Annotated in this window: 18 protein-coding genes and 1 pseudogene; 8 read left to right on the top strand and 11 right to left on the bottom strand. The window is 73.0% G+C overall.

All coding sequences use genetic code 11. The features are described 5' to 3' along the window. Window positions 1-166: 166 nt before the first annotated feature. Window positions 167-1030 carry a LysR family transcriptional regulator ArgP gene (locus tag AB0F89_RS32685; protein ID WP_367129578.1) on the bottom strand — a complete coding sequence of 288 codons (864 nt, stop codon included), beginning with the start codon at window positions 1028-1030 and terminating at the stop codon, window positions 167-169. Window positions 1031-1099: 69 nt separating this feature from the next. On the opposite strand from AB0F89_RS32685, the gene AB0F89_RS32680 reads away from it, so the two are divergent. Next, on the top strand, window positions 1100-1684 hold the full coding sequence (locus AB0F89_RS32680; RefSeq protein WP_367139087.1) for a LysE/ArgO family amino acid transporter: 585 nt from the start codon (window positions 1100-1102) through the stop codon (window positions 1682-1684). 37 nt (window positions 1685-1721) lie between these two features. Here AB0F89_RS32680 and AB0F89_RS32675 read toward each other — a convergent pair whose 3' ends face one another. After that, on the bottom strand, window positions 1722-2621 hold the full coding sequence (locus tag AB0F89_RS32675) for an epoxide hydrolase (protein ID WP_367129576.1): 900 nt from the start codon (window positions 2619-2621) through the stop codon (window positions 1722-1724). Window positions 2622-2730: 109 nt separating this feature from the next. Between AB0F89_RS32675 and AB0F89_RS32670 the strand changes: the two genes are divergently transcribed. Further along, window positions 2731-3120 carry an MmcQ/YjbR family DNA-binding protein gene (locus AB0F89_RS32670; protein WP_367129574.1) on the top strand — a complete coding sequence of 130 codons (390 nt, stop codon included), beginning with the start codon at window positions 2731-2733 and terminating at the stop codon, window positions 3118-3120. 33 nt (window positions 3121-3153) lie between these two features. Here AB0F89_RS32670 and AB0F89_RS32665 read toward each other — a convergent pair whose 3' ends face one another. The 4 genes from AB0F89_RS32665 to AB0F89_RS32650 form a co-directional block, all read right to left on the bottom strand. Beyond that, entirely contained in the window at window positions 3154-4347 is a 1194-nt protein-coding gene (locus AB0F89_RS32665) for a hypothetical protein (protein WP_367129572.1), read from the bottom strand. Further along, complete coding sequence (locus AB0F89_RS32660) at window positions 4344-5855, bottom strand: alkaline phosphatase (protein ID WP_367129570.1); 1512 nt, start codon at window positions 5853-5855, stop codon at window positions 4344-4346. Before AB0F89_RS32660 ends, AB0F89_RS32665 begins: the two co-directional genes overlap by 4 nt. A gap of 132 nt (window positions 5856-5987) precedes the next feature. Beyond that, window positions 5988-7082 (bottom strand): galactokinase, encoded by a 1095-nt coding sequence (gene galK, locus AB0F89_RS32655; protein ID WP_367129568.1) that lies wholly within the window; start codon window positions 7080-7082, stop codon window positions 5988-5990. After that, window positions 7072-8079 (bottom strand): LacI family DNA-binding transcriptional regulator, encoded by a 1008-nt coding sequence (locus AB0F89_RS32650; protein WP_367129566.1) that lies wholly within the window; start codon window positions 8077-8079, stop codon window positions 7072-7074. The genes galK and AB0F89_RS32650 overlap by 11 nt, the downstream gene beginning before the upstream one ends. A gap of 220 nt (window positions 8080-8299) precedes the next feature. Here AB0F89_RS32650 and AB0F89_RS32645 point away from each other — a divergent pair, with 220 nt between their 5' ends. Both AB0F89_RS32645 and AB0F89_RS32640 read left to right on the top strand, forming a co-directional pair. Beyond that, a complete protein-coding gene (locus tag AB0F89_RS32645) occupies window positions 8300-8575 on the top strand; it encodes a hypothetical protein (RefSeq protein WP_367129564.1) in 276 nt (91 codons plus the stop codon). Between the two features lie 39 nt (window positions 8576-8614). Beyond that, complete coding sequence (locus AB0F89_RS32640) at window positions 8615-8914, top strand: hypothetical protein (protein WP_367129562.1); 300 nt, start codon at window positions 8615-8617, stop codon at window positions 8912-8914. A gap of 55 nt (window positions 8915-8969) precedes the next feature. Here the strand turns inward: AB0F89_RS32640 and AB0F89_RS32635 are convergent, their stop codons facing one another. Further along, window positions 8970-9212: a hypothetical protein gene (locus AB0F89_RS32635; RefSeq protein WP_367129560.1), complete on the bottom strand. Its 243-nt coding sequence runs from the start codon at window positions 9210-9212 to the stop codon at window positions 8970-8972. A 181-nt stretch (window positions 9213-9393) separates the two neighbouring features. Between AB0F89_RS32635 and AB0F89_RS32630 the strand changes: the two are divergent. Further along, window positions 9394-9528 (top strand): annotated as a pseudogene (locus tag AB0F89_RS32630) (response regulator transcription factor); the annotation flags it as partial. On the opposite strand, the gene AB0F89_RS32625 reads toward AB0F89_RS32630, so the two are convergent. Continuing rightward, window positions 9529-10704, bottom strand: a complete 1176-nt coding sequence (locus AB0F89_RS32625) for a S8 family peptidase (RefSeq protein WP_367129559.1) — start codon at window positions 10702-10704, stop codon at window positions 9529-9531. Between the two features lie 242 nt (window positions 10705-10946). Here AB0F89_RS32625 and AB0F89_RS32620 point away from each other — a divergent pair, with 242 nt between their 5' ends. Next, window positions 10947-12770, top strand: coding sequence for a DNA/RNA non-specific endonuclease (locus tag AB0F89_RS32620; RefSeq protein WP_367129557.1), 1824 nt, complete (start codon window positions 10947-10949; stop codon window positions 12768-12770). A 6-nt stretch (window positions 12771-12776) separates the two neighbouring features. Here AB0F89_RS32620 and AB0F89_RS32615 read toward each other — a convergent pair whose 3' ends face one another. The 3 genes from AB0F89_RS32615 to AB0F89_RS32605 are packed head-to-tail and all read right to left on the bottom strand — an operon-like array spanning window position 12777 to window position 15563. Then, window positions 12777-13406: a LysE family translocator gene (locus AB0F89_RS32615; protein ID WP_367129555.1), complete on the bottom strand. Its 630-nt coding sequence runs from the start codon at window positions 13404-13406 to the stop codon at window positions 12777-12779. 60 nt (window positions 13407-13466) lie between these two features. Beyond that, entirely contained in the window at window positions 13467-15290 is a 1824-nt protein-coding gene (glmS, locus tag AB0F89_RS32610; RefSeq protein WP_367129553.1) for a glutamine--fructose-6-phosphate transaminase (isomerizing), read from the bottom strand. A 15-nt stretch (window positions 15291-15305) separates the two neighbouring features. Then, on the bottom strand, window positions 15306-15563 hold the full coding sequence (locus AB0F89_RS32605) for a hypothetical protein (protein ID WP_367139085.1): 258 nt from the start codon (window positions 15561-15563) through the stop codon (window positions 15306-15308). 205 nt (window positions 15564-15768) lie between these two features. Here AB0F89_RS32605 and AB0F89_RS32600 point away from each other — a divergent pair, with 205 nt between their 5' ends. Both AB0F89_RS32600 and AB0F89_RS32595 read left to right on the top strand, forming a co-directional pair. Beyond that, complete coding sequence (locus AB0F89_RS32600) at window positions 15769-17706, top strand: MDR family MFS transporter (RefSeq protein WP_367139083.1); 1938 nt, start codon at window positions 15769-15771, stop codon at window positions 17704-17706. A gap of 119 nt (window positions 17707-17825) precedes the next feature. Continuing rightward, window positions 17826-19337: a hypothetical protein gene (locus tag AB0F89_RS32595; RefSeq protein ID WP_367129551.1), complete on the top strand. Its 1512-nt coding sequence runs from the start codon at window positions 17826-17828 to the stop codon at window positions 19335-19337. The last annotated feature ends 79 nt before the right edge of the window (window positions 19338-19416 follow it).

Here is a 19416-nt window from a genome sequence, read left to right as displayed (position 1 = left end):
TGACAACGTTGTCAGGTCGGATTCTCCCACCGGCGGGCCAGGTCAGGAACCCGCTGCGCGGCCGAACGCCGTTGGGCCGGCGGTGTCCGGGTGGACATCCCGGGAAGGACCGTGAGCGATATCTACCTCTATAACTTCAGTGTAGACAGAAATAAGGGTGATCGGGTCAGTGCAGTTCCGCTGCCGCCGCGCGGAACACCGCGTCCGCGACGCGGGCCAGGGGCGGGGAGTCGAGCTTCCACTGCTGCCAGTGCAGCAGCACGTCCACCGGCCGGTCGGGCGCCAGGTGCGCGAGCCTGCGGTGCGCGGCGATCTGGTGCTCGGTCAGCAGCGCCCACCCCGCGCCCGCCACCACGGCGTCCTCGAACACGTGCCCGTCGGGCAGGTGGTGCCGGTGCGCGGAGGCGTTGCGGCCGGACAGCTCGCGGCAGAACCGGTCCTGGAGGTCGTCCTTCTCGTCGAACACGATCACCGGCGCGTCGTGCAGCGGCTGCCCGTCGGCCAGCCACCGCCGGACGAACCGCCTGGTGGCCACGGCGTGGTAGCGGATGCTCCCGAGTGGACGGACGGCGCACCCCTGCACCGGGCGCGGCGACGAGGTGACCGCGCCGACGACGAGGCCCTGGCGCAGCAGTTCGGCGGTGTGGTCCTGGTCGTCCCGCCGCACGGTCAGGACCAGGCCCTCGTCGCCCGCCAGTTCCCGGACCACCCGCCGGAACCACGTGCCCAGCGAGTCGGCGTTGACCGCGACCGGGATCGGCGTGGGGTCCTCGACCAGGCCTAGGGCTTCCCGGGCGTCCCGGTCGAGCAGCGCCTGCTGCCGCCCGTAGCGGGCGATCACCGCGCCCGAGTCGGTCAGCCTCGCGGGCTTCGAGCGGACCAGCAGGACCCGGCCGGTGCGCTGCTCCAGCAGCTTGATCCGCTGGCTGACGGCCGACGGCGTGACGTGCAGCGCCTTGGCGGCCGCGTCGAACGTGCCTTCGTCCACAACGGCCAGCAGCGTGCGCACGCACTCCGGGTCCAGCATCATGGGAGCTAATGATAGGTAAGAAAAGGTAGCTGGTCTTACGGCAGGTGGCTTCCTACCGTCGACGGCGTGATGTACGCACTGCTGGCGGGCCTCGGCACCGGACTGTCCCTCATCGTCGTGATCGGCGCGCAGAACGCCTTGGTGCTGCGCCAGGGCGTCCTGCGCCAACGGGTGCCCACGATCGTCGCCATCTGCGCCGGGTCGGACGCGCTGCTGATCGCGCTGGGCGTCGGGGGAGTGGGCGCGGCGCTCGTCGCGTGGCCGTCCGCGTTGACGGCGGTGCGGTGGGTCGGCGCGGCGTTCCTGGTGGGGTACGGCGTGCTGGCCGCGCGACGCGTCCTGCGCCCGGCCGCGCTGGACCTGAGCGGTGCGGCGGCCGGTGCGGCGGTCGTCACGTGCCTGGCGCTGACCTGGCTCAACCCGCACGTGTACCTGGACACCGTGCTGCTGCTGGGCGCCACGTCCACCGGCTTCGGCGCCGACCGCTGGTGGTTCGGCGCGGGTGCGATCGCGAGCAGCGTGCTGTGGTTCAGCGCGCTCGGGTTCGGCGCGCGGTGGCTGTCGGGGGCGTTCACCCGGCCCTCGGCGTGGCGAGTGCTGGACGCGGCGGTGGCCGTGGTGGTCACGGCGACCGGTGTCTCCCTCGTCGTGTAGGCGGGCGCCACTCTTGCCGGTCTCATGCGTGCCGGTCTCACGAGCGGCCGGCGAAGAAGCGGCGGATGTCCTCGGCCAGCGGGCGCACCGGCAGCACGATGTCGTGCGCGAACACGGCGACGCCGAGCGGCGCGGAGCAGCCCGCGGTGGTGGTGCCGGTCTCGCGGGTGAGCCGGGCCGACGAGCCCGCCGTCCCGGTCAGCCAGTACAGCATCACGTCGGTCAGCAGCCGGTCCACGCCGATGGCGGAGTCCGGGTCGGTCCACCCGCTGAACTTCTCGGCGATCCAGGCCGGCTGCCCGACCGGCGAGTCGGTGAGCGCGTAGGAGATCGTCTGCGGTCGGGTGGCCTGCAGCACCCGGTACCCGGGTCGGTCGCGCATCCTGGCCTTGATCCGGTCGAGTCGGCGCTCGTCCTCTTCGGACAGCGCGACGCCGTCGACCGGTTTCGTGGGCAGGAAGTCGACGTGCGCGGCGACGACGTGGTCGGGCGCGGCGGCGGCCATCGCCTGGGCGATGCCGGAGCCCCAGTCGCCGCCCTGCGTGCCGTGCCGGTTGTGGCCCAGCCGGCGCATCAGCTCGGTGAAGGCCCGTGCGACGCGGTGGACGTCCCAACCGCGCTCGGTGGTGGGGCCGGACAGGTCGAAGCCGGGGATCGACGGGATGACCAGGTGGAAGTCGGGGGACAGGGGTTCGAGGAGGTCCAGGAACTCGATCACCGAGCCCGGCCGGCCGTGCACGAGGACGAGGGGCAGCGCGTCGGGGTTGGCGGAGCGGACGTGGGGGAAGTGCACGCGCCGGCCGTCGATCTCGGTGGTGAACTGCGGCAACGCGTTCAGCTCGGCCTCGTGCCGCCGCCAGTCGTAGGCGTGCGCCCAGTGGTCGGCCAGGTCGTCCAGGTCGGCTTGGGGGACGTCGAGGGTGAAGGGCTGGACCACGACTATTCCGTTGGTCTGACCAATGTTGGCTCAGCCAACAGTATGCCATGACTGTTGGCTGAGCCAACGACCGGCGGAATTGTCGTACCCCTCGGCTACCGTCGGCGTCATGGCCACCTGGGACGACGTCCACCGCCTCGCCACCGCGCTGCCCGAGGTCGGCGAACACCCCTCCTACGACGGCAGACCGGCGTGGCGGGTGCGGGACAAGGCGTTCGCCTGGGACCGCCCGCTGCGCGAGGGCGACCGGGAAGCGCTCGGCCCGACCGCGCCGGACGGCCCGGTGCTCGCGGCGAGGGTCCCGGACCTGGGCGCGAAGGAGGCGCTGCTCGCCGACGACCCGGCCACCTACTTCACCGTCCCGCACCTCGACGGCTACCCGGCGGTCCTGGTGCGGCTGGCCGAGATCCCCCTGGACGAGCTGGAGGAGCTGCTGACCGAGGCGTGGCTGTGCCGCGCGCCGAAGCGGCTGGCCAAGCAGTTCGAGGCCGACCACTGAGGCCCGCGGCCCACCCGGGCCGCGGGCCTCGGCTCACCAGGTGCTGTTGACCATCCCCGTGCCCAGGTAGACCTGGTCGAACCCGTTGCCGTCGTTGTCGTCGGTGTAGACCACGGTGATCCGCCCCCACGCGTCGACGCCCAGCGCGGGCTCGTCCTGCCTGCCCGTCGCGGTGGACACCGTCGCCTGCCGCGCGAACCGGCCCGCGACCGTGCCGTCCGGGTTCATCCCCTGCGTCACCACGTCCTGCGCCTCGACCGACGTCACCACGACGTTCAGCTGGTCGTCGACACCGACCTGCGGGTCCACCCCGGCCACCACCGCGTCGGCCGCCGTCCGCGCGGCGCCGGTCGCGGCGAACGAGCGGACGCCCACCTGCGCCGCACCGGTGTGGTCGGTCTCCCACCCGACCACGTGGTCACCGTTGAAGTTCGCCGCCACGACCGGTTGTCGTTGCTGACCGTCACCACTGGCGTTCGCCACGCCCTGGGCGAGTTTCACCCCACCAGTGGGCGTGAGGATCTTGCGGCCGACGTTGAAGTACCCGTTGCCGTCGCCGTCCTCCTCCCACACCACGATCGCGTTGCCGGCCGCGCCCATCGCCACGTCCGGCCGCCGGTGCGTGCCGCCGGTCCCGTGCACCTGGGCCTCGTACGTCTTCGACGTCGCGGAGGCGAACCCGGCGACGCGCACGGTCGGCTCGGCCGACGTCCGAACGTCCTCCCACGCCACCGCGAACCCGGCGGTGTCCGGATCCGCCGCCACCGCCGGCCGCACCTGCTGCCCGTCGGCGCTCGCGTTGGCCCGCGCCGACCCGGTCACCCCGCCGCCGGTGTCCAGCACCCGCACCTGGATGTTGTAGTAGCCGTTGCCGTCGCCGTCGTCGGCCCACACGACCACGGCGCTGCCGTCGTCGTGCACGGCGACGTCGGGCTGCACGTGCCGCCAGTTCCCGCTGCCGCCGGTCGACAGCTTCTTCTCGTACCGCGACACCCCGTCCCGGAACAGCCGCACCCACACGTCGCTGCGCGCGTCGTCCGCGGGCGTGGCGTCGTCCCGGTCGTCCTCCCACACCACGGCGGTCCAGCCGTTGCGGACCGCGGCCACGGCGGCGTTGTCCTGGTCGCCGGTGGCGGTGCTGTTCGCGGCGGTCCACCCGACCGCCGCCGAAGCGGTTCCGGCGCCCATCAGCACGAGCGCCGCCAACGTGGTCATCAGCTTCTTCACGGCGCCTGCAATCCCGGGTTGCCCGCTTGGACGACGTAGCTCTGCAAGGTCCGGACCGGGTAGTCGCGCGCGGTGACCCGGTCCACGAAGCGGAAGTCGACGTTCACCTGTCCGGGCGACGTCACGGTGCGGACGTACCCGCGCAGGTTCTTGTAGAACTTCACGTGCGGGTTGAGGCTGGACACGCCGTTGTCGGCGGCGTTGCCGTCACCGCCGGAGGTCACCGACGTGGTCACCAGCTCGGTGCCGACGACCCGGTCCTGCGCGCGGTAGTCGTTCATCAGGTTCGCGGCCCACGACCGGTGCACGTCGCCGGTCAGCACCACGGTGTTGCGCAGCCCGGCCGCGTCCCAGCCGCGCTGCAACCGGCCGCGGTTGGCGCTGTAGCCGTCCCACGAGTCCATCGACTTCGCGCCGTCGGCCGAGGCCAGCTTCTGCGCGAAGAACACCTGCTGGCCGAGGAAGTCCCAGGCGCCGAGCTTCTGCCGCATCCCGTCGAGCAGCCACGCCTCCTGGGTCGCGCCGATCAGCGTGCGGCCCGGCGCGTCGGCCTCCGGGCACACCTTCGTGCCGTCGCCGCACGCCTGGTCGTCGCGGTACTGGCGGGTGTCGAGCAGGTGGAACGTGGCCAGGCTGCCCCAGCGGACCCGCCGGTACAGCTGCATGTTCTCCGCCACCGGCGCCTGCGCGGCGCGCAACGGCATGTGCTCGTAGTACGCCTTGTACGCCGCCGCGCGGCGCGCCCTGAAGTCACCGGCGGGGGAGGTGTTGGCGCGCACGAGGTTCGCGTAGTTGTTCTCCACCTCGTGGTCGTCCCACACCACCAGCCACGGCGCGGCGGCGTGCGCGGCCTGGAGGTCGACGTCCGCCTTGTACTGCGCGTGCCGCACCCGGTAGTCGGCCAGGCCCGCGATCTCCGCGCCCGGCGCGAACTTGCGCACCTTCGTGGTGGTCGCCGCACCCTCGTAGATGTAGTCGCCCAGGTGCAGGACGAGGTCCGGGTTCTCCTCGGCCATCCGCCGGTACGCGGTGAAGTAGCCCTCCTCGTAGTGCGCGCAGGAGGCGAACAGCATGGTCAGCGCCGGGCTGGTGCCCACCGCGGGCGCGGTGACGCCGCGGCCGACCGGCGAGATGTGCCCGGCGGCGCGGAACCGGTAGAAGTACTCGCGGCCGGGCTGGAGGCCGGTCACCTCGACGTGCGCGCTGTGCGCCCACGACTGGGTCGCGGTCACCGTGCCGCCGCGCGCGACCTGGGTGAACCGCTGGTCGGTCGCGACCTGCCACTCCACCGCGACCGAGGCGCCGCCCATGCCGCCGAGGCCGTCGGTGTCGAGCGGGCTGGGCGCGAGGCGCGTCCAGATGACGAAGCCGTCCGCGGCGGGCTCGCCCGAGGCGACGCCCAGCGTGAACGGGTAGGGGAGGGCGTTCGCGGTGGTGGGCGCGAGGACCGTCGCGCCGGCGCTCGCGATGCCGCCGGCGATGAGCGCTCGCCGGGTCAGGGGGGACATCGGCTCTCCTTCGGTGCAGGGCCGGGAAGAAAGCGTTCCCGTACTTGCGTACACCGCGAAGGTGATCAACGGCCATCCCCGACGTGTACAGCCGGTGGAACCCCGAAGCGCCGTGCCGGCGCCGCCCCGGTGCTACCCGGCGCGGTCCACCCGCCGCGCGCCCGCCGCCGCGGTGGCGGTCCAGCAGTCCGGCGCGGCGAAACCGCGCTCGGCGAACGCGGCCCGCACGGCCGCCGCGCAGGCGTCCGCGCCGGCCTCCTCCACCAGCGCGATCACGCAGCCGCCGAAACCGCCGCCGGTCATCCGCGCGCCCAGCGCGCCGGCCGCCAGCACCGCGTCCACCGCCACGTCCAGCTCCGGCACGGTCACCTCGTAGTCGTCCCGCAGCGACGCGTGCGACCCGGTCAGCAACGGCCCGATCCCGCGCACCCGGCCCGCGCGCAGCAGCTCCGCGACCGCCAGCACCCGCCGGTTCTCCGCCACCACGTGCCGCACCCGCCTGGCCAACCGGTCCGGCAGGTCCTGCTCCGGGTTGTCCAGGTCGCGCAGCGCGGGCACGCCCAGCAGCCGCGCCGCCCGGTGGCAGTCGGCCCGCCGCGCCGCGTACTCGCCGTCGACCAGCCGGTGCGGCGCCTTCGTGTCCACCACCAGCAGCGCCAACCCCAGCGGCGCCAGGTCGAACGGGAGGTGCTCGGTCGCCGACGTGCGCGTGTCCAGCAGCAACGCGTGCCGCTCGCGCGCCAGCAGGGACGCCGACTGGTCCATGATCCCGCACGGCATCCCGACGAAGTCGTTCTCCGCCCGCTGCGCGATCCGCGCCAGCTCGCCCCGGTCCAGCGCGACACCGGACAGCTCCGTCACCGCCAGCGCCACCGCGCTCCCCAACGCCGCCGACGACGACAACCCCGCTCCCAGCGGCACCTTGCCGTCCACCAGCAGCCCGAACCCGCCGATCGGGTGCCCCGCCTCGCGCAACGCCCACACCACACCCACCACGTACGCCGCCCAACCGCCCACCACGCCCGGCGCGAGGTCCGCCACCCGCAGCTCGGCCACGCCGTGCGCCTGCCGCGACGCCACCCGCAGCACGCCGTCGTCCCGCCGCGCCGCGGTCACCCGCACGACGTGCGGCAACGCGATGGGCAGCACGAAGCCGTCGTTGTAGTCGGTGTGCTCGCCGATCAGGTTGATCCGGCCCGGCGCCTCGAACACACCGTCACGCGTCACGCCCGCCCCCGGTGCTCTCCCGGACCTCCAGCGAGAACGGCGTCCGCACGTGCTGCGGCGGCCGTTCCGGCTCCTCCACCCGCCGCCGCAGCAGGCCCACCGCGGCCCGCGCGATCGCGGCCTTGTCCGGCGCGACGGACGTCAGCGACGGCAGGCTGTAAGCGCCTTCCTCGGTGTTGTCGAACCCCACGACCGCCACGTCCGCGGGCACCCGCACCCCGCGCTCCGCTGCCGCCCGCACCGCGCCGACGGCCAGCAGGTCGTTGAAGCAGAACACCGCGTCCGGCGGCTCGGCGGCGGCCAGCAGCCGCGCCATCGCCTCCGCGCCGTCCCGCCGGTGGTAGTTCAACGCCGTGGCCACCAGCTCGTCGCGCACCGGCAGCCCCGCCTCCGCCAGCGCCAGCCGGTAACCCGCCAACCGCTGCGCCGCCGTGCCGCGGTGCGGGTGCGCCCCGATCGCCGCGATCCTGGTCCGGCCCAGGCCCACCAGGTGCGCCACGGCCGCCCGCGCCGCCTCCACGTTGTCGATGCCGACGTGGTCCATCGGCAGGTCGACCGAGTGCTCGCCGAGCATCACCACCGGGATGCCCGGCGCCAGCTCGCCGAAGTCCCGCGCCTGCAACGCCTCCGGGCTCACGATCGCGCCGTCGATCATGTGCGGGCCGAGCGACGCCAGCGTGTCCCGCTCACCCTCGCGGGTGCCCAGGGTCTGCTCGATCAGCACGTTCCACTCGTCCTCCTGGGCCGCGCCGAGCACCAGCCCGGCCAGCTCCGCGAAGTACGGCACCACCAGCTCGGGCAGCACCAGCCCGATGAACCCGGTCCGGCCGCGACGCAGGTTCCGCGCGCCCAGGTTCGGCCGGTAACCGGTGCTGACCAGCGCCTCCTCCACCCGGCGGCGGTTCTCCGGCTTCACGAACGCGTAGCCGTTGACCACGTTCGACACCGTCTTCACCGACACGCCGGCCAGCGCGGCGACGTCCTTGAGCGTGGCCAAAGCGGGTCCTCCGGGGGCTCTACGGGGTTCTGCGCGGTCCTGCGCGGTTCCTGGCACGGCAATTCTCGGTAACGACCGGGATCGTAGCCGGCCCGGTACTCCTTTACAACGTTGTTCCAACGATGTAAGAGTGGAAGTGACCCAGGTCACGAGCGCTTACAGCACGAGCACGCCACGAGCACCCACGTCCCCGTGCCTCCCTGCCGATCGTGGAGCCACCATGCGCAAGCTGATGTCCGGCCTGGCCCGACTGCTGGTCCTGAGCACCCTCGTCGTCGCGCTGCCGAGCACCGCGTCCGCCGCCGTGCGGCAGCCCGAACCCGCGCCGCTCACCACACCGTGGACGAGCCAGGTGTCACCGACCAACGCGCTGCCCGAGTACCCGCACGCGGAGGAGGTGGGGGTGGCGGTGAACGGCGATGCGCACGCCTACGACAGCCCGACGTCGTCCGACGCGGACGTGAGCTGGGCCGTGGCCGCGCCCTGGACGCCTTGAGTCCTTTGTGGACCCGCGTGGGTGGTACCGTGCGGGTCCATGAGGGGTGTGGCCGTGGTCGGCACGGTGCTGCTGTGCGTGTGCGCGCCGATCGCGTTGGTGTACGGGCTGATGGCGTTCACCCCGACGGCGAGCTGCGACTACTCCGTGCGGGGCGTCTGCTCGTTCGGCCGGGCCCCGATGGTCGTGGCCGCGGGCGGGACCGCGCTGGTGTGGGCGGGAGCGGTCGTGCTGACCTGGGCGGGCACCCGGGGCCGACCTCGCGTGGCCGTGCCCTACGCGGCGCTCGTGCTGATCGCGCTGCTCCTGCTCGCCGCCGGCCGCATCGCCACCAGGTAGACCGATTGGGCGGGCCGGACCGGCGTGCCGCCGACCACCACGTGCAGCGCGCTGGTCAGCGGCATGTCCGGCAGGCGGGCGGCGGGTTGCCGAGGTGGAACAGCACGACGTTCAACGCATACGCCGCCGCCCCGGACAACCCGAGGCCGACGAAGTTCGCGACGTACCCGACATCGCCGAGGACCGTGCGCGGCTGGGTGAGGTGGAGGGCGGTGAGCAGGGCGCCGCCAACGCGGGCGACACCCCGATCACTGATCCCGCCCGTGCCATCCGGCACGTGCCGCCCACGCGTGTCCACCCCTGCCCGCTCACCCCTGCTCGCCCAGCGCTCAACCGCCCGCGCTCTTGGAGCGCTCCACGCTCGGCCGCCTCTCATCCGACCTCCCGCGGTCGAGCCGGCCGCGGCCGTCCGGCTCGCGCACTCCGGCGTGGTGCAGTTCGACCCGGCCGCGGCGGTCCGGTTGGTGAAGGCGCCACCAAACCGGGAGATCGCCCGACGCCTGCACGTCAGCGAGGGCACCGTGAAGAACCACGTCTCCCGCATCCTCACCCGGCTAGGCCTGCGCGACCGCACGCAGGCCGCCGGCTGCGCCCGCGACCGCGGGCTCCGCTGATCAGACCGGGATCATCCCCATGTACAGCAGCAGGTTCGGCGAACCGGCGCCCGGGTTCACCACCACGCCGGGAGTGGCGTTGGCCTTCAGCGCCTCGCCCACCGCCACCGCCGAGTCGCCCGGGAACCGGTGCCGCCACAACGCCGCCACGCCCGCGACGTGCGCGGACGCCGTGGAGCCGCTGATGGTCGAGTACGCGGTGTCCGACGTGCCCCACGCCGAGGTGATGTTCACGCCCGGGGCCCACACGTCGATGCACGGGCCGTAGTTGGAGAAGCTCGCCTTCGCGTCGTTGGCGTCCGTCGCGCCGACCGTGGTGGCCAGCGGCGTGCTGCCGGGGGAGTAGCCGCACGCGTCCGCGTTCGAGCTGCCCGACACCACCGAGTAGTGCACGTCCGCCTGGATCGACCTGGTGATCGCGTCGTTGAACGGCTGGTTCATCCCCCCGCCGACGGTCATCAGCGCGACCGCCTTGCGCCCGCTCGCCGCCGCGTCCCGGGTCACCCAGTCGATGCCCGCGATGATCTGCGAGTACGTCCCCGAGCCCTGGCAGTTCAACACCCGCACGGACACCAGCGTCACGTCCTTCGCCACCCCGGTGGTCCGACCGCCGACGGTGCCCGCCATGTGCGTGCCGTGGCCGTTGCAGTCGTTGCCGGGCGGGACGACGCCGCCGACGGTGTCCAGGCCGGGCACGGCCGCGCCGTCGAACTCCTGGTGGCTGTACCGGATGCCGGTGCCGAAGACGTACGCCCGCACGTCGGACGCCGTGTTCGGGTGCACGTAGTTCTTGTCCAGCGGCAGGAAGCGCTGGTCGATCCGGTCCAGGCCCCACGATGGCGGGTTCGGCTGCACGCCGAGGCCGCTCAACCGCACCCGCACGTCCTGCGCGACGTAGGCGACGCGCGGGTCGGCGGCGAGCCGGCGGGCCTGAGCCTCGTTCGCCCGCACCGCGAACCCGGGCAGCGCCGTCCGGTAGGTGAACGTCACGCCCGGCGTGGCGGACCGGGCCGAGGCCAGGTCCTCGTGCCGCTTCAACACCACGATGTAACTGCCCGCCACGGCGTCCGGATGTCCTTGGTGCAGCACCGGAGCGGCTTGCGCGGGCGTGCCCGCCATCCCGGTGACCAGTCCGGCCAGCAGTCCGGCCGTCACCGCCACTCGTCCGATCTTCACGGCTTCCTCCAAGTTGTGCAGGGACTTGAACCACAGCACGACCGCGGCCTGCCGCGACAGGGCCGATCAGAGTTCAACGATCAGTCGCCCGGTGGTCAACTTTCAGCCGTCTCAGCGGTGGAGACTGCATTCGGTGGCCGAACATTGCGCCGAACGGGTGAACGGAAGTGTCAAGGGCTAACGCCTGATCGGGGAACGCGACAGCAAGGCCACCGACGTGCGCACACAGGGGGTTGGCGCTCATGGTCAAGAAGAAGAACGGTCTGCAGGCGTCGTTGCGGCGGTTCGTGCGGACCAGGGGCGCCGACTACCTGCGCGACCCGAACGTCTCCTCGATCGGCATCGGCCACAAGGTCGTCGACGGCAGGCCGACGAACGAGGTCGCCATCCAGTTCACCGTCCGGCAGAAGGCCGAGCCGGAGGCGTTGCGCGCGCTCGGCACCGCGCCGCTGCCGGAGGCGATCGAGGTGGACGGCGTCGCCGTGCCCACCGACGTGCTGCAGCGCGACTACCGCGTCGACTTCCGGGTGGTGGAGGAGACGGCCGGTGACGTGCGCAAGACGCGCGTCGACCCCGTCGTGCCGGGCGTCAGCGTCGGCCACGTGCGGGTGTCCGCGGGCACGTTCGGCTGCGTCGTGTACGACCGGGTCGACGGCACCCCGTACGCGCTGAGCAACTGGCACGTCCTGCACGGGCCGACCGGCGCGCTGGGCGACGACGTGGTGCAGCCCGGCGTGCACGACGACAACCGCACCGACCGCAACCGGCTCGGCCGGCTCGTCCGCTCGCACCTGGGCGCGGCGGGCGACTGCGCCATCGCCACCATCGAGGACCGGGCGTTCGAGGCGGCGGTCCTCGACCTGGGCGTGACCCCGGACCAGCTCGGCGAGCCGGAACTGGGCGACAAGGTGGTCAAGAGCGGCCGGACGACCGGCGTGACGCACGGCGTGGTCCGGCGCGTCGACACCCTCGTGAAGATCGACTACGGCCCCGGCGTCGGGCAGCGGCAGATCGGCTGCTTCGAGATCGGGCCGGACCCCGCGCGCCCCGCGCCCGGCGGCGAGATCAGCACGGGTGGCGACTCCGGCGCGGCGTGGGTGTTCAAGGCGTCGAACGGCCGGGTCGGCCGGACCCTGGCGGGCCTGCACTTCGCGGGCGAGGCGGGCGCCAGTGCGGACGAGCACGCGCTGGCGTGCCTGCCCGGCTCGGTGTTCGAGAAGCTGGGCGTGGCGCTGCGGCCCCCGGCGCGGGTCGAGGCGGTCGCGGTCGGGTTCGACGAGGACTTCCTCGGCACGCCTGCGGGCGTCCCGGTGCTGGGCGACGCGGCGCGGGCCGACGCGGTCGAGCTGAACGGCTCCCCGGTGATCGACTACACGCACTTCTCGCTGGCGCAGAGCAAGTCCCGGCGGTTCGCGTTCTGGGTGGCGTGGAACATCGACGGCGGCGGGCTGCGGTCGATCGACCGCGCCGGCATCCCGTTCGTGCTCGACCCGCGACTGCCGGCGGAGTTCCAGGTCGGCGACGAGCTGTACCGGGGCAACCGGCTCGACCGCGGCCACCTGGCGCGCCGCGCTGACCTGCTGTGGGGGCCGAAGGCGGTGGCCGAGAAGGCCAACGTGGACTCGTTCTACTTCACCAACATCACGCCGCAGATGGACGACTTCAACCAGAGCGCGCGGCAGGGGCTGTGGGGGCGGCTGGAGGACGCCGTCATGGCCGACGCGGACGTGGACGACCTGCGGGTGAGCGTCTACGGTGGCCCGGTGTTCCGGCCGGACGACCGGGTGTTCCGGGGCGTGGCGCTGCCGCGCGAGTACTGGAAGGTGATCGCGTTCGTGTCGGGCGGCGCGCTGACGGCGCGGGCGTTCGTGCTGACCCAGGACCTGAACCACCTGGAGTCGCTGGAACTGGACGAGTTCCGGGTGTTCCAGGTGGCGCTGGCCGAGGTGGAGCAGCGGTGCGGCTTCACGTTCCCGGCGGCGTTGGCGGCGGCCGACACGCTGGTGCTGCCGGTGTCGCTGGACGACCGCGCGCCGCTGGCCGCGTTGAGCGACATCCGGTGGTGAGCGCCGCTAGTCCGGGGACGCGACCAGGCGCACGGCCAGGCCGGCGAACACCGCGCCGCTGAACACGCTCAGCCCGCGCGCCACCCGGGCGCTGCGGCGCAGCGCCGCGCCGAGGCGGCCGGCCAGCAGGCCGACGGTGGCGTCGACGGCCAGGCCGACCAGCACCAGGGTCAGGCCGAGCACCAGGAACTGCAGCGGGACGTCGCCCTCGGGGCGGACGAACTGGGGCAGGAACGCGATGTTGAACAGGATCACCTTGGGGTTGAGCAGGTTCGTCACCGCGCCCTGCCCGTAGGCCCGCCACCGGCTGGTGCGCCCGACCTCGCCGCCGCCGCCGCCGCCGAGCGGCGTGCGGTCGCGGAACGCCTTCACCGCCAGGTACAGCAGGTACGCCGCACCGACCCAGCGCAGCACGTGGTACAGCGTCGGCAGGGACGCGAACAGCGCGGACAGCCCCAGCATCGCCGCGACCACGTGCACCAGCGCGCCGGTCGCCACCCCCAGGGCGGCGAGCAGCCCGGTGACCGGACCGCCCCGCCCGCCGACCGCGACGACGAACAGCACGTCGGGTCCGGGCGTCGCGCACAGCGCCACGGCGGCGAGCAGGAACGCGAGGTACAGCCCGGGGTCCACCACCGATCCATCATGTCCGCCGGGACGCGCGGTCGCGAATCGGGCGCGGACCCCGCCGGGCGGCTACTCGACCGTCACGCTCTTGGCCAGGTTGCGCGGCCGGTCCACGTCCCGGCCGAGGGCCTGCGCCAGGTGGTAGGCGAACAGCTGCAACGGCACCGACAGCGTGATCGGGGCCAGCGCGTCGTGCGCCTTGGGCACCCGGATGACGTCGGTGGCCAGCCCGGCGGGCAGGTCGGCGTCGGTGACCGCGATGACCGGGCCGCCGCGCGCCTTGATCTCCTCGATGGTGGCGGTGTTCTTGGCCAGCAGCTCGTCGTCGGGCACCAGCACCACGGTCGGCATCTCCGGGTTGATCAGCGCCAGCGGCCCGTGCTTCAGCTCGGACGCCTGGTACGCCTCGGCGTGCACGTAGGAGATCTCCTTGAGCTTCTGCGCCCCCTCGCGCGCCACCGGCCAGCCCCGCACCCGGCCGACGAAGAACATGTGCCGCGCGCCGGCGTACTTCCGGGCGATCGCCGCGACCTCGTCCTCGGCGGCCAGCACCCGGGCGATCCGGTCCGGCAGCTCGGACAGCCCGGCGACCAGCCGGCGGCCCTCGGTGATGGACAGGTCGCGCACCCGGCCCAGGTCCAGCGCCAGCACGGCGAGCGCGACGGCCATCGTGGTGAACGACTTCGTCGCCGCCACCGAGACCTCCGGCCCGGCGTGCAGGAAGATGCCGTGCCCGCACTCGCGGGCGATCGTGCTGCCCACCGCGTTCACCACGCCGATGACGTGCCCGCCCTTGCGCTTGAGCTCCTGCACCGCGGCGAGCGTGTCCAGCGTTTCACCCGACTGGCTGATCGCGACGTAGAGCGTGTCCGGGTCGACCACCGGGTTGCGGTAGCGGAACTCGGACGCGGGCTCGGCGTCGGCCGGGATCCGGGCCAGCTCCTCGACCAGCTGCGCGCCCAGCTGACCGGCGTAGTAGGCCGAGCCGCAGCCGAGCAGCTTGACCCGGCGGATGCGCTGGTAGTCCTGCGGCGTCAGGCCGACGCCGTCCAGCCTGGCCGAGGAGAACCGGTGGTCCAGCCGCCCGCGCAGGCACCGGTCCACCGCGTCCGGCTGCTCCCGCATCTCCTTGTGCATGAAGTCCGGGTGGTCGCCCAGCTCGTACTCGGCGCTCGGCACGTCGATCGCCGTGGGGGAGCGGGTGGTGCTGGTGGCGCGACCGTCCATGGTGGACGTGCGGTAGCCGTCGGCGGTGACCGTGGCGATCTCGTCGTCGTCCAGGTAGATCACCTGCTGGGTGAAGCGGACCAGCGCGGTGACGTCGGAGGCGATCAGCATCTCCTGCTCGCCGACCCCGAGCACGACCGGGCTGCCGCGCCGGGCGGCGACCAGCTCGCCGGGCCGCCCGGCGTCCACCACGATCACCCCGAAGGTGCCCTCCACCAGCGCCAGCGCCTCGCGCACCGCGTCTTCGAGGCTGGTCGCGGCGCTGCGCGCGACGAAGTGGGCGAGGACTTCGCTGTCGGTGTCGGAGGCCAGCTCCACCCCGTCGGCGACGAGCCGGGCGCGCAACCGGTCGGAGTTCTCGAACACGCCGTTGTGCACGATCGCGACGCGCGCGGCGGCGTCCACGTGCGGGTGCGCGTTGCGGTCGGACGGCTCGCCGTGGGTGGCCCACCTGGTGTGCGCGATGCCCGCCGCGCCCGCGAGGCCCGCCGGCACGGCCTTGCGCAGGTCGCCGACCCGCCCGGCGGTCTTGACCACCCGCAGGTCGCCGTCGTCCACGACCGCGACGCCCGCCGAGTCGTACCCCCGGTACTCCAGCCGGTGCAGGCCCTCCAGCAGCACCGGGACGGCGTCCCTCGGGCCGACGTAACCGACGATTCCGCACATGCTCGGTGATCCCCTCTAGCCGTAGACGATCCGGCGCAGCTGGCGTTCGGACAGCGGCGGCGCGGCCACCGGCCGCACGTCCAGCTCCTCCCGCAGCACGGCCCAGATCCGCGCGTTGCCCAACCCGTCGCGCCGCAGCTCGGCGTGCCGGCGCAGGACGTACTCCTCCGCCGTCTCGACGAAGTAACCCATCACGTCGGACACCACCCGCCGGGCCAGCGCGGGCGGCAGACCGGTGGACCTGACGACGTGCCGCAGCAGCTCCTCCGGCACCTCGTCCTCCACGGGCTCCAGCATGGCCACAGCCAACCACCTGGCCAAACGGCGTGCCCGGATTCGGGCACGGGCGCGCTCACCCGGCCGTGGCCGTGGGCGGGCGGGGTCCCGGCGGCGGTCCTATGGTTCGGCCCGGGAGGTCCACGTGGTCGAACGGGTCGAGGTCGGGCGGGGGGCGCGGCGCGCCGTCGTCGCGGTGATCATGCTCGGGATGCTGCTCGCCGCGCTCGACCAGACGATCGTGGCGACCGCCCTGCCGACCATCGTCAGCGACCTCGGCGGCGGCGGGCACCTGTCCTGGGTGGTGACGTCCTACCTGCTCGCCGAGACCGTCATGACCGCCCTGATCGGCAAGTTCGGCGACCTGTTCGGCCGCAAGCGGGCGTTCCTGGTCAGCGTGGCGCTGTTCATGGTCGGCTCGTTCCTGTGCGGCTGGGCCGACTCGATGACCTGGCTCATCCTGGCCCGCGCGGTCCAGGGGCTCGGCGCGGGCGGCCTCATGGTGACCTCCGCCGCCGTCATCGCCGACGTCGTGCCGCTGTCGGAGCGCGGCAAGTACCAGGGGTTCATCGGCGCGGTGTTCGGGGTCGCGACGGTCGTCGGCCCGCTGCTGGGCGGGCTGTTCGTGGACCACCTGAGCTGGCGCTGGGCGTTCTACGTCAACCTGCCGCTCGGCGTGGTCGTGCTCGCGGTCGGCGCGCTCGCCCTGCCCGGCGTGCGCGGCGCGAACCGGCCGAGGATCGACTACCTGGGCATCCTGCTCATCGCCCTGGCCTCGACCGGGCTGACGCTGGTCACCAGCTGGGGCGGCGTGCAGTACCCGTGGGGCTCGCCGACCATCCTGTGGATGGCGGTCGGGTCGGTGGTCGCGCTGGCCCTGTTCGTGCTCGTCGAGACCCGCGCCGCCGAGCCGATGCTGCCCATGCGGCTGTTCCGCGGGCGCGTGTTCACCGTGTGCACGGTGCTGAGCTTCGTCGTCGGGTTCGCCATGCTCGGCGGCGTCACGTTCCTGCCGACCTACCTGCAGTACGTGCACGGCGCGTCGGCCACCCGGTCCGGCCTGGAGATGCTGCCGCTGGTCGTCGGCCTGCTCATCGCCTCCGTCACCACCGGCAACGTGATCAGCAAGACCGGCCGCTACCGGGCGTTCCCGCTGGTCGGCAGCCTGCTCATGGTCGGCGGGCTGCTCCTGCTGTCCCGGCTGGGCCCGGGGACGTCGTTCTGGCAGGCGTCGGGCTCCATGCTGGTGCTCGGGCTCGGCGTCGGCATGTGCATGCCGGTGGCGATGGTGGTCGTGCAGAGCACCAGCAGCTACGAGGACCTGGGCGTGGCGACGTCCGGCGTGAGCTTCCTGCGCACCCTCGGCAGCTCGTTCGGGGTGGCGGTGTTCGGGACCGTGTACGCGAGCAACCTGCCGGACAACCTCGCCCGCGCGATCCCGCCGGGCGTCGACCCGGCCGCCGCGTCGAACGTGCAGGCCCTGCACGCCCTGCCGGACCAGGTCAAGGCGCCGATCATCGCGGCCTACGCGGACACCCTGCACCTGGTGTTCCTGTCCGCCGCGCCGGTCGCCGCGGTCGCGTTCGCGGTCGCCCTGTTCCTCAAGGAGGTCCCGCTGCGCGACACCGCCCGCGCCGCGGCCACCGGGGTGGGCGACAACTTCGCCGCGCCGCAGTCCACCGATTCGAGCCACGAGCTGGAGAAGCTGGTCGCCCTCATCGTCAGCCGCGAGCGCCGCGACCCCACGCCGGAGGTGCTGCGCGAGTCCGGCGTCCCCCTGACCCACGCCCAGGCGTGGCTGGTGGTGAAGGTGTTCCGGCAGAGCGTCGACCACGGCGACGCCACCCTCGACCGGCTGGCCGAGGCCACGCGGGTGCCGGCGGGCGTGTTCGAGCCGGTGGCGCGCCAACTCCAGACCAGGGGTTACCTGACGGAGTCGGCGGGGCACTACCGCTTCACCGCGCAGGGGACCGAGGTGTTCGCCGAGCTGGTCGCGTCCTGGCGGCGCTGGCTGCTGGTCAAGCTGACCGACTGGGACTGCGACGACGTCGAGTTCACCGAGGCGGTCGAGCGGGTGGCCACCGAGCTGACCACCAGCGGCCGGGCGCTGAGCACGGGCCGGCACGCAGCCGCCGTGTGACCGCATTTTGCGGAGAACGCCGTTTCCGGCTGTGCGACAGTGGCGGTCGGGAGTCCGGTTCTCCCGGGTCGGCGCTTGTCCCGGCGCGGCGCGCCGACGGTGGGACAGGGGGATGGCACATGGTCGCTGACCACGGGGCGAACACCGCTCAACTGCGATTACAGGGCGAGATCGTCGCCTTGTTGCAGCGCTTCGAGAGCCTGCGCGCCGAGCGGGGGCGGACCATGCTGGTGAGCCTGCTCTCCGACGTCCTCGAGGAGCAGGTGTCGTTGGAGGGCAACGAGGTCCACCTCCAGCTGCTCGGGCTGGTCCGGTGGTGCTGCCGGCACGCGGGCGGCCTGCGCGGCCTGGTGGACTGCCTCAGGTTGCTGGACCCGCACGCGCCCGAGATCACCGAGCTGGTCGACCTCGGTGACGAGTGGGTCGCGTGCCGGGCGCTGCCGACGCGGGACTGGGACCGGTTGTCCCGGGCGCTGCGGTCCGTGCGGCTGGCCGACGACCCGTTCGACGAGCGGCGCGAACTGCGCCGCCTGGCCGACGTGGCCACCGACGGGCACTGCGACGACCTGCCCTCGCGCTGCCGCTCGGTGTGGTCGCTGTTCCTGCACCTCGCCGACCACAACGCCCGACCGGGCGCCCTGCCGCCCGCCATGGTCCTCGTGGACTGCCTCGCCGGGCGGCTCGGGGACGGCGCCCTCGCCGACGAGCTGCGTCGCTGCAACTGGCGGCTGGCGGAGAAGTTCGAGGTGACCGACCTGGTCGAACAGGCCCGGTGGCGCAACGAAGCGGAGGCCGGTGGCGACGGCTCCGACGTGGTGCACCTCGTCTTCGAAGTCGACCCGGACCCGGTCGACCAGGCCAAGGTGGTGCTCTCGCACTGGCTGAACTGGAAGGGCTCGGGCTGGCACGGCCGCCGGCGCGGCGACGCCGCCATCCGGCGGGACGACCTGGAGGCGGAGGTCGACCGCGTCATCGCCGAACTGGAGGCCGAACTCGGCATCACCCCGGCCGCCGAGCGGGTGAGCGCCATCGTGGTCGAGTTCGCCCTGCCCTGGGAGATGATCAACACCGCGGTCGAGTTCTGGCCGAAGGCGTCCCCCTCCGACGTCACCGTGCCGCTGGCGGTCGACCACCCCGTGCTCGTCCGGAGCCTCGAACGGACGCGGGCGCAGCGGTACTGGCTGGTGTGGAAGCAGCGCTGGCGTGCCGTCTCGGGCGAGACGGCGCGCCCGTACTGGAGCAGGGCCAACGGGGGCTGGGACCTCACCGGCATGGCCGTGGACCTGAACGACACCTCGATCGTGTCACTGGTGCTCAGCGAGCCCCCCGGCGACCGCCGGGGTCGGGCCTGGCACGAGGCCGCGATGGCGTTCCGCGCCGGGATCCCGATCATCATCTGGGACCGGGAGGACTGCTCCAGCAGCCGCTTCCACGAAGCCGTGACCCGGCTGTTCTCCGCCGGTGAAGTACGTCGGTTGCCGGACCGGTTGGCCCAGTTGCGCCGTGAGGCCCTGCTCGCGAATGATTCGGATGGGCCGCACGCCGGCCGTAGTCTTGCCGTATTGTGGGACGATGCAGAGCGACTACCGGAACCCTTGACCTCCGGCTGGAGTTCGCAGGGAGGTATCTGAGTCATGCCCCGACGGCTCGCACTGGATACCGGATACCCATTGGTTACTCATTCACCCGATAGGGGCAGGTGGGTGACCA

It is taken from the genome of Saccharothrix sp. HUAS TT1 (assembly GCF_040744945.1).
Classification (GTDB): domain Bacteria; phylum Actinomycetota; class Actinomycetes; order Mycobacteriales; family Pseudonocardiaceae; genus Actinosynnema.
Note: the sequence above shows the minus strand (reverse complement) of the source record. Positions and strands in the feature narration are given on the sequence as shown.

Excerpts from the sequence above, each read along its gene's own strand:
- AB0F89_RS32640 (WP_367129562.1), top strand. The coding sequence starts at position 8,615 with ATGAGGGGTGTGGCCGTGGTCGGCACGGTGCTGCTGTGCGTGTGCGCG.
- AB0F89_RS32680 (WP_367139087.1), top strand. The coding sequence starts at position 1,100 with ATGTACGCACTGCTGGCGGGCCTCGGCACCGGACTGTCCCTCATCGTC.
- glmS (WP_367129553.1), bottom strand. The coding sequence starts at position 15,290 with ATGTGCGGAATCGTCGGTTACGTCGGCCCGAGGGACGCCGTCCCGGTG.
- AB0F89_RS32685 (WP_367129578.1), bottom strand. The coding sequence starts at position 1,030 with ATGATGCTGGACCCGGAGTGCGTGCGCACGCTGCTGGCCGTTGTGGAC.
- AB0F89_RS32670 (WP_367129574.1), top strand. The coding sequence starts at position 2,731 with ATGGCCACCTGGGACGACGTCCACCGCCTCGCCACCGCGCTGCCCGAG.
- AB0F89_RS32600 (WP_367139083.1), top strand. The coding sequence starts at position 15,769 with ATGCTCGGGATGCTGCTCGCCGCGCTCGACCAGACGATCGTGGCGACC.
- AB0F89_RS32595 (WP_367129551.1), top strand. The coding sequence starts at position 17,826 with ATGGTCGCTGACCACGGGGCGAACACCGCTCAACTGCGATTACAGGGC.
- AB0F89_RS32645 (WP_367129564.1), top strand. The coding sequence starts at position 8,300 with ATGCGCAAGCTGATGTCCGGCCTGGCCCGACTGCTGGTCCTGAGCACC.
- AB0F89_RS32620 (WP_367129557.1), top strand. The coding sequence starts at position 10,947 with ATGGTCAAGAAGAAGAACGGTCTGCAGGCGTCGTTGCGGCGGTTCGTG.
- AB0F89_RS32660 (WP_367129570.1), bottom strand. The coding sequence starts at position 5,855 with ATGTCCCCCCTGACCCGGCGAGCGCTCATCGCCGGCGGCATCGCGAGC.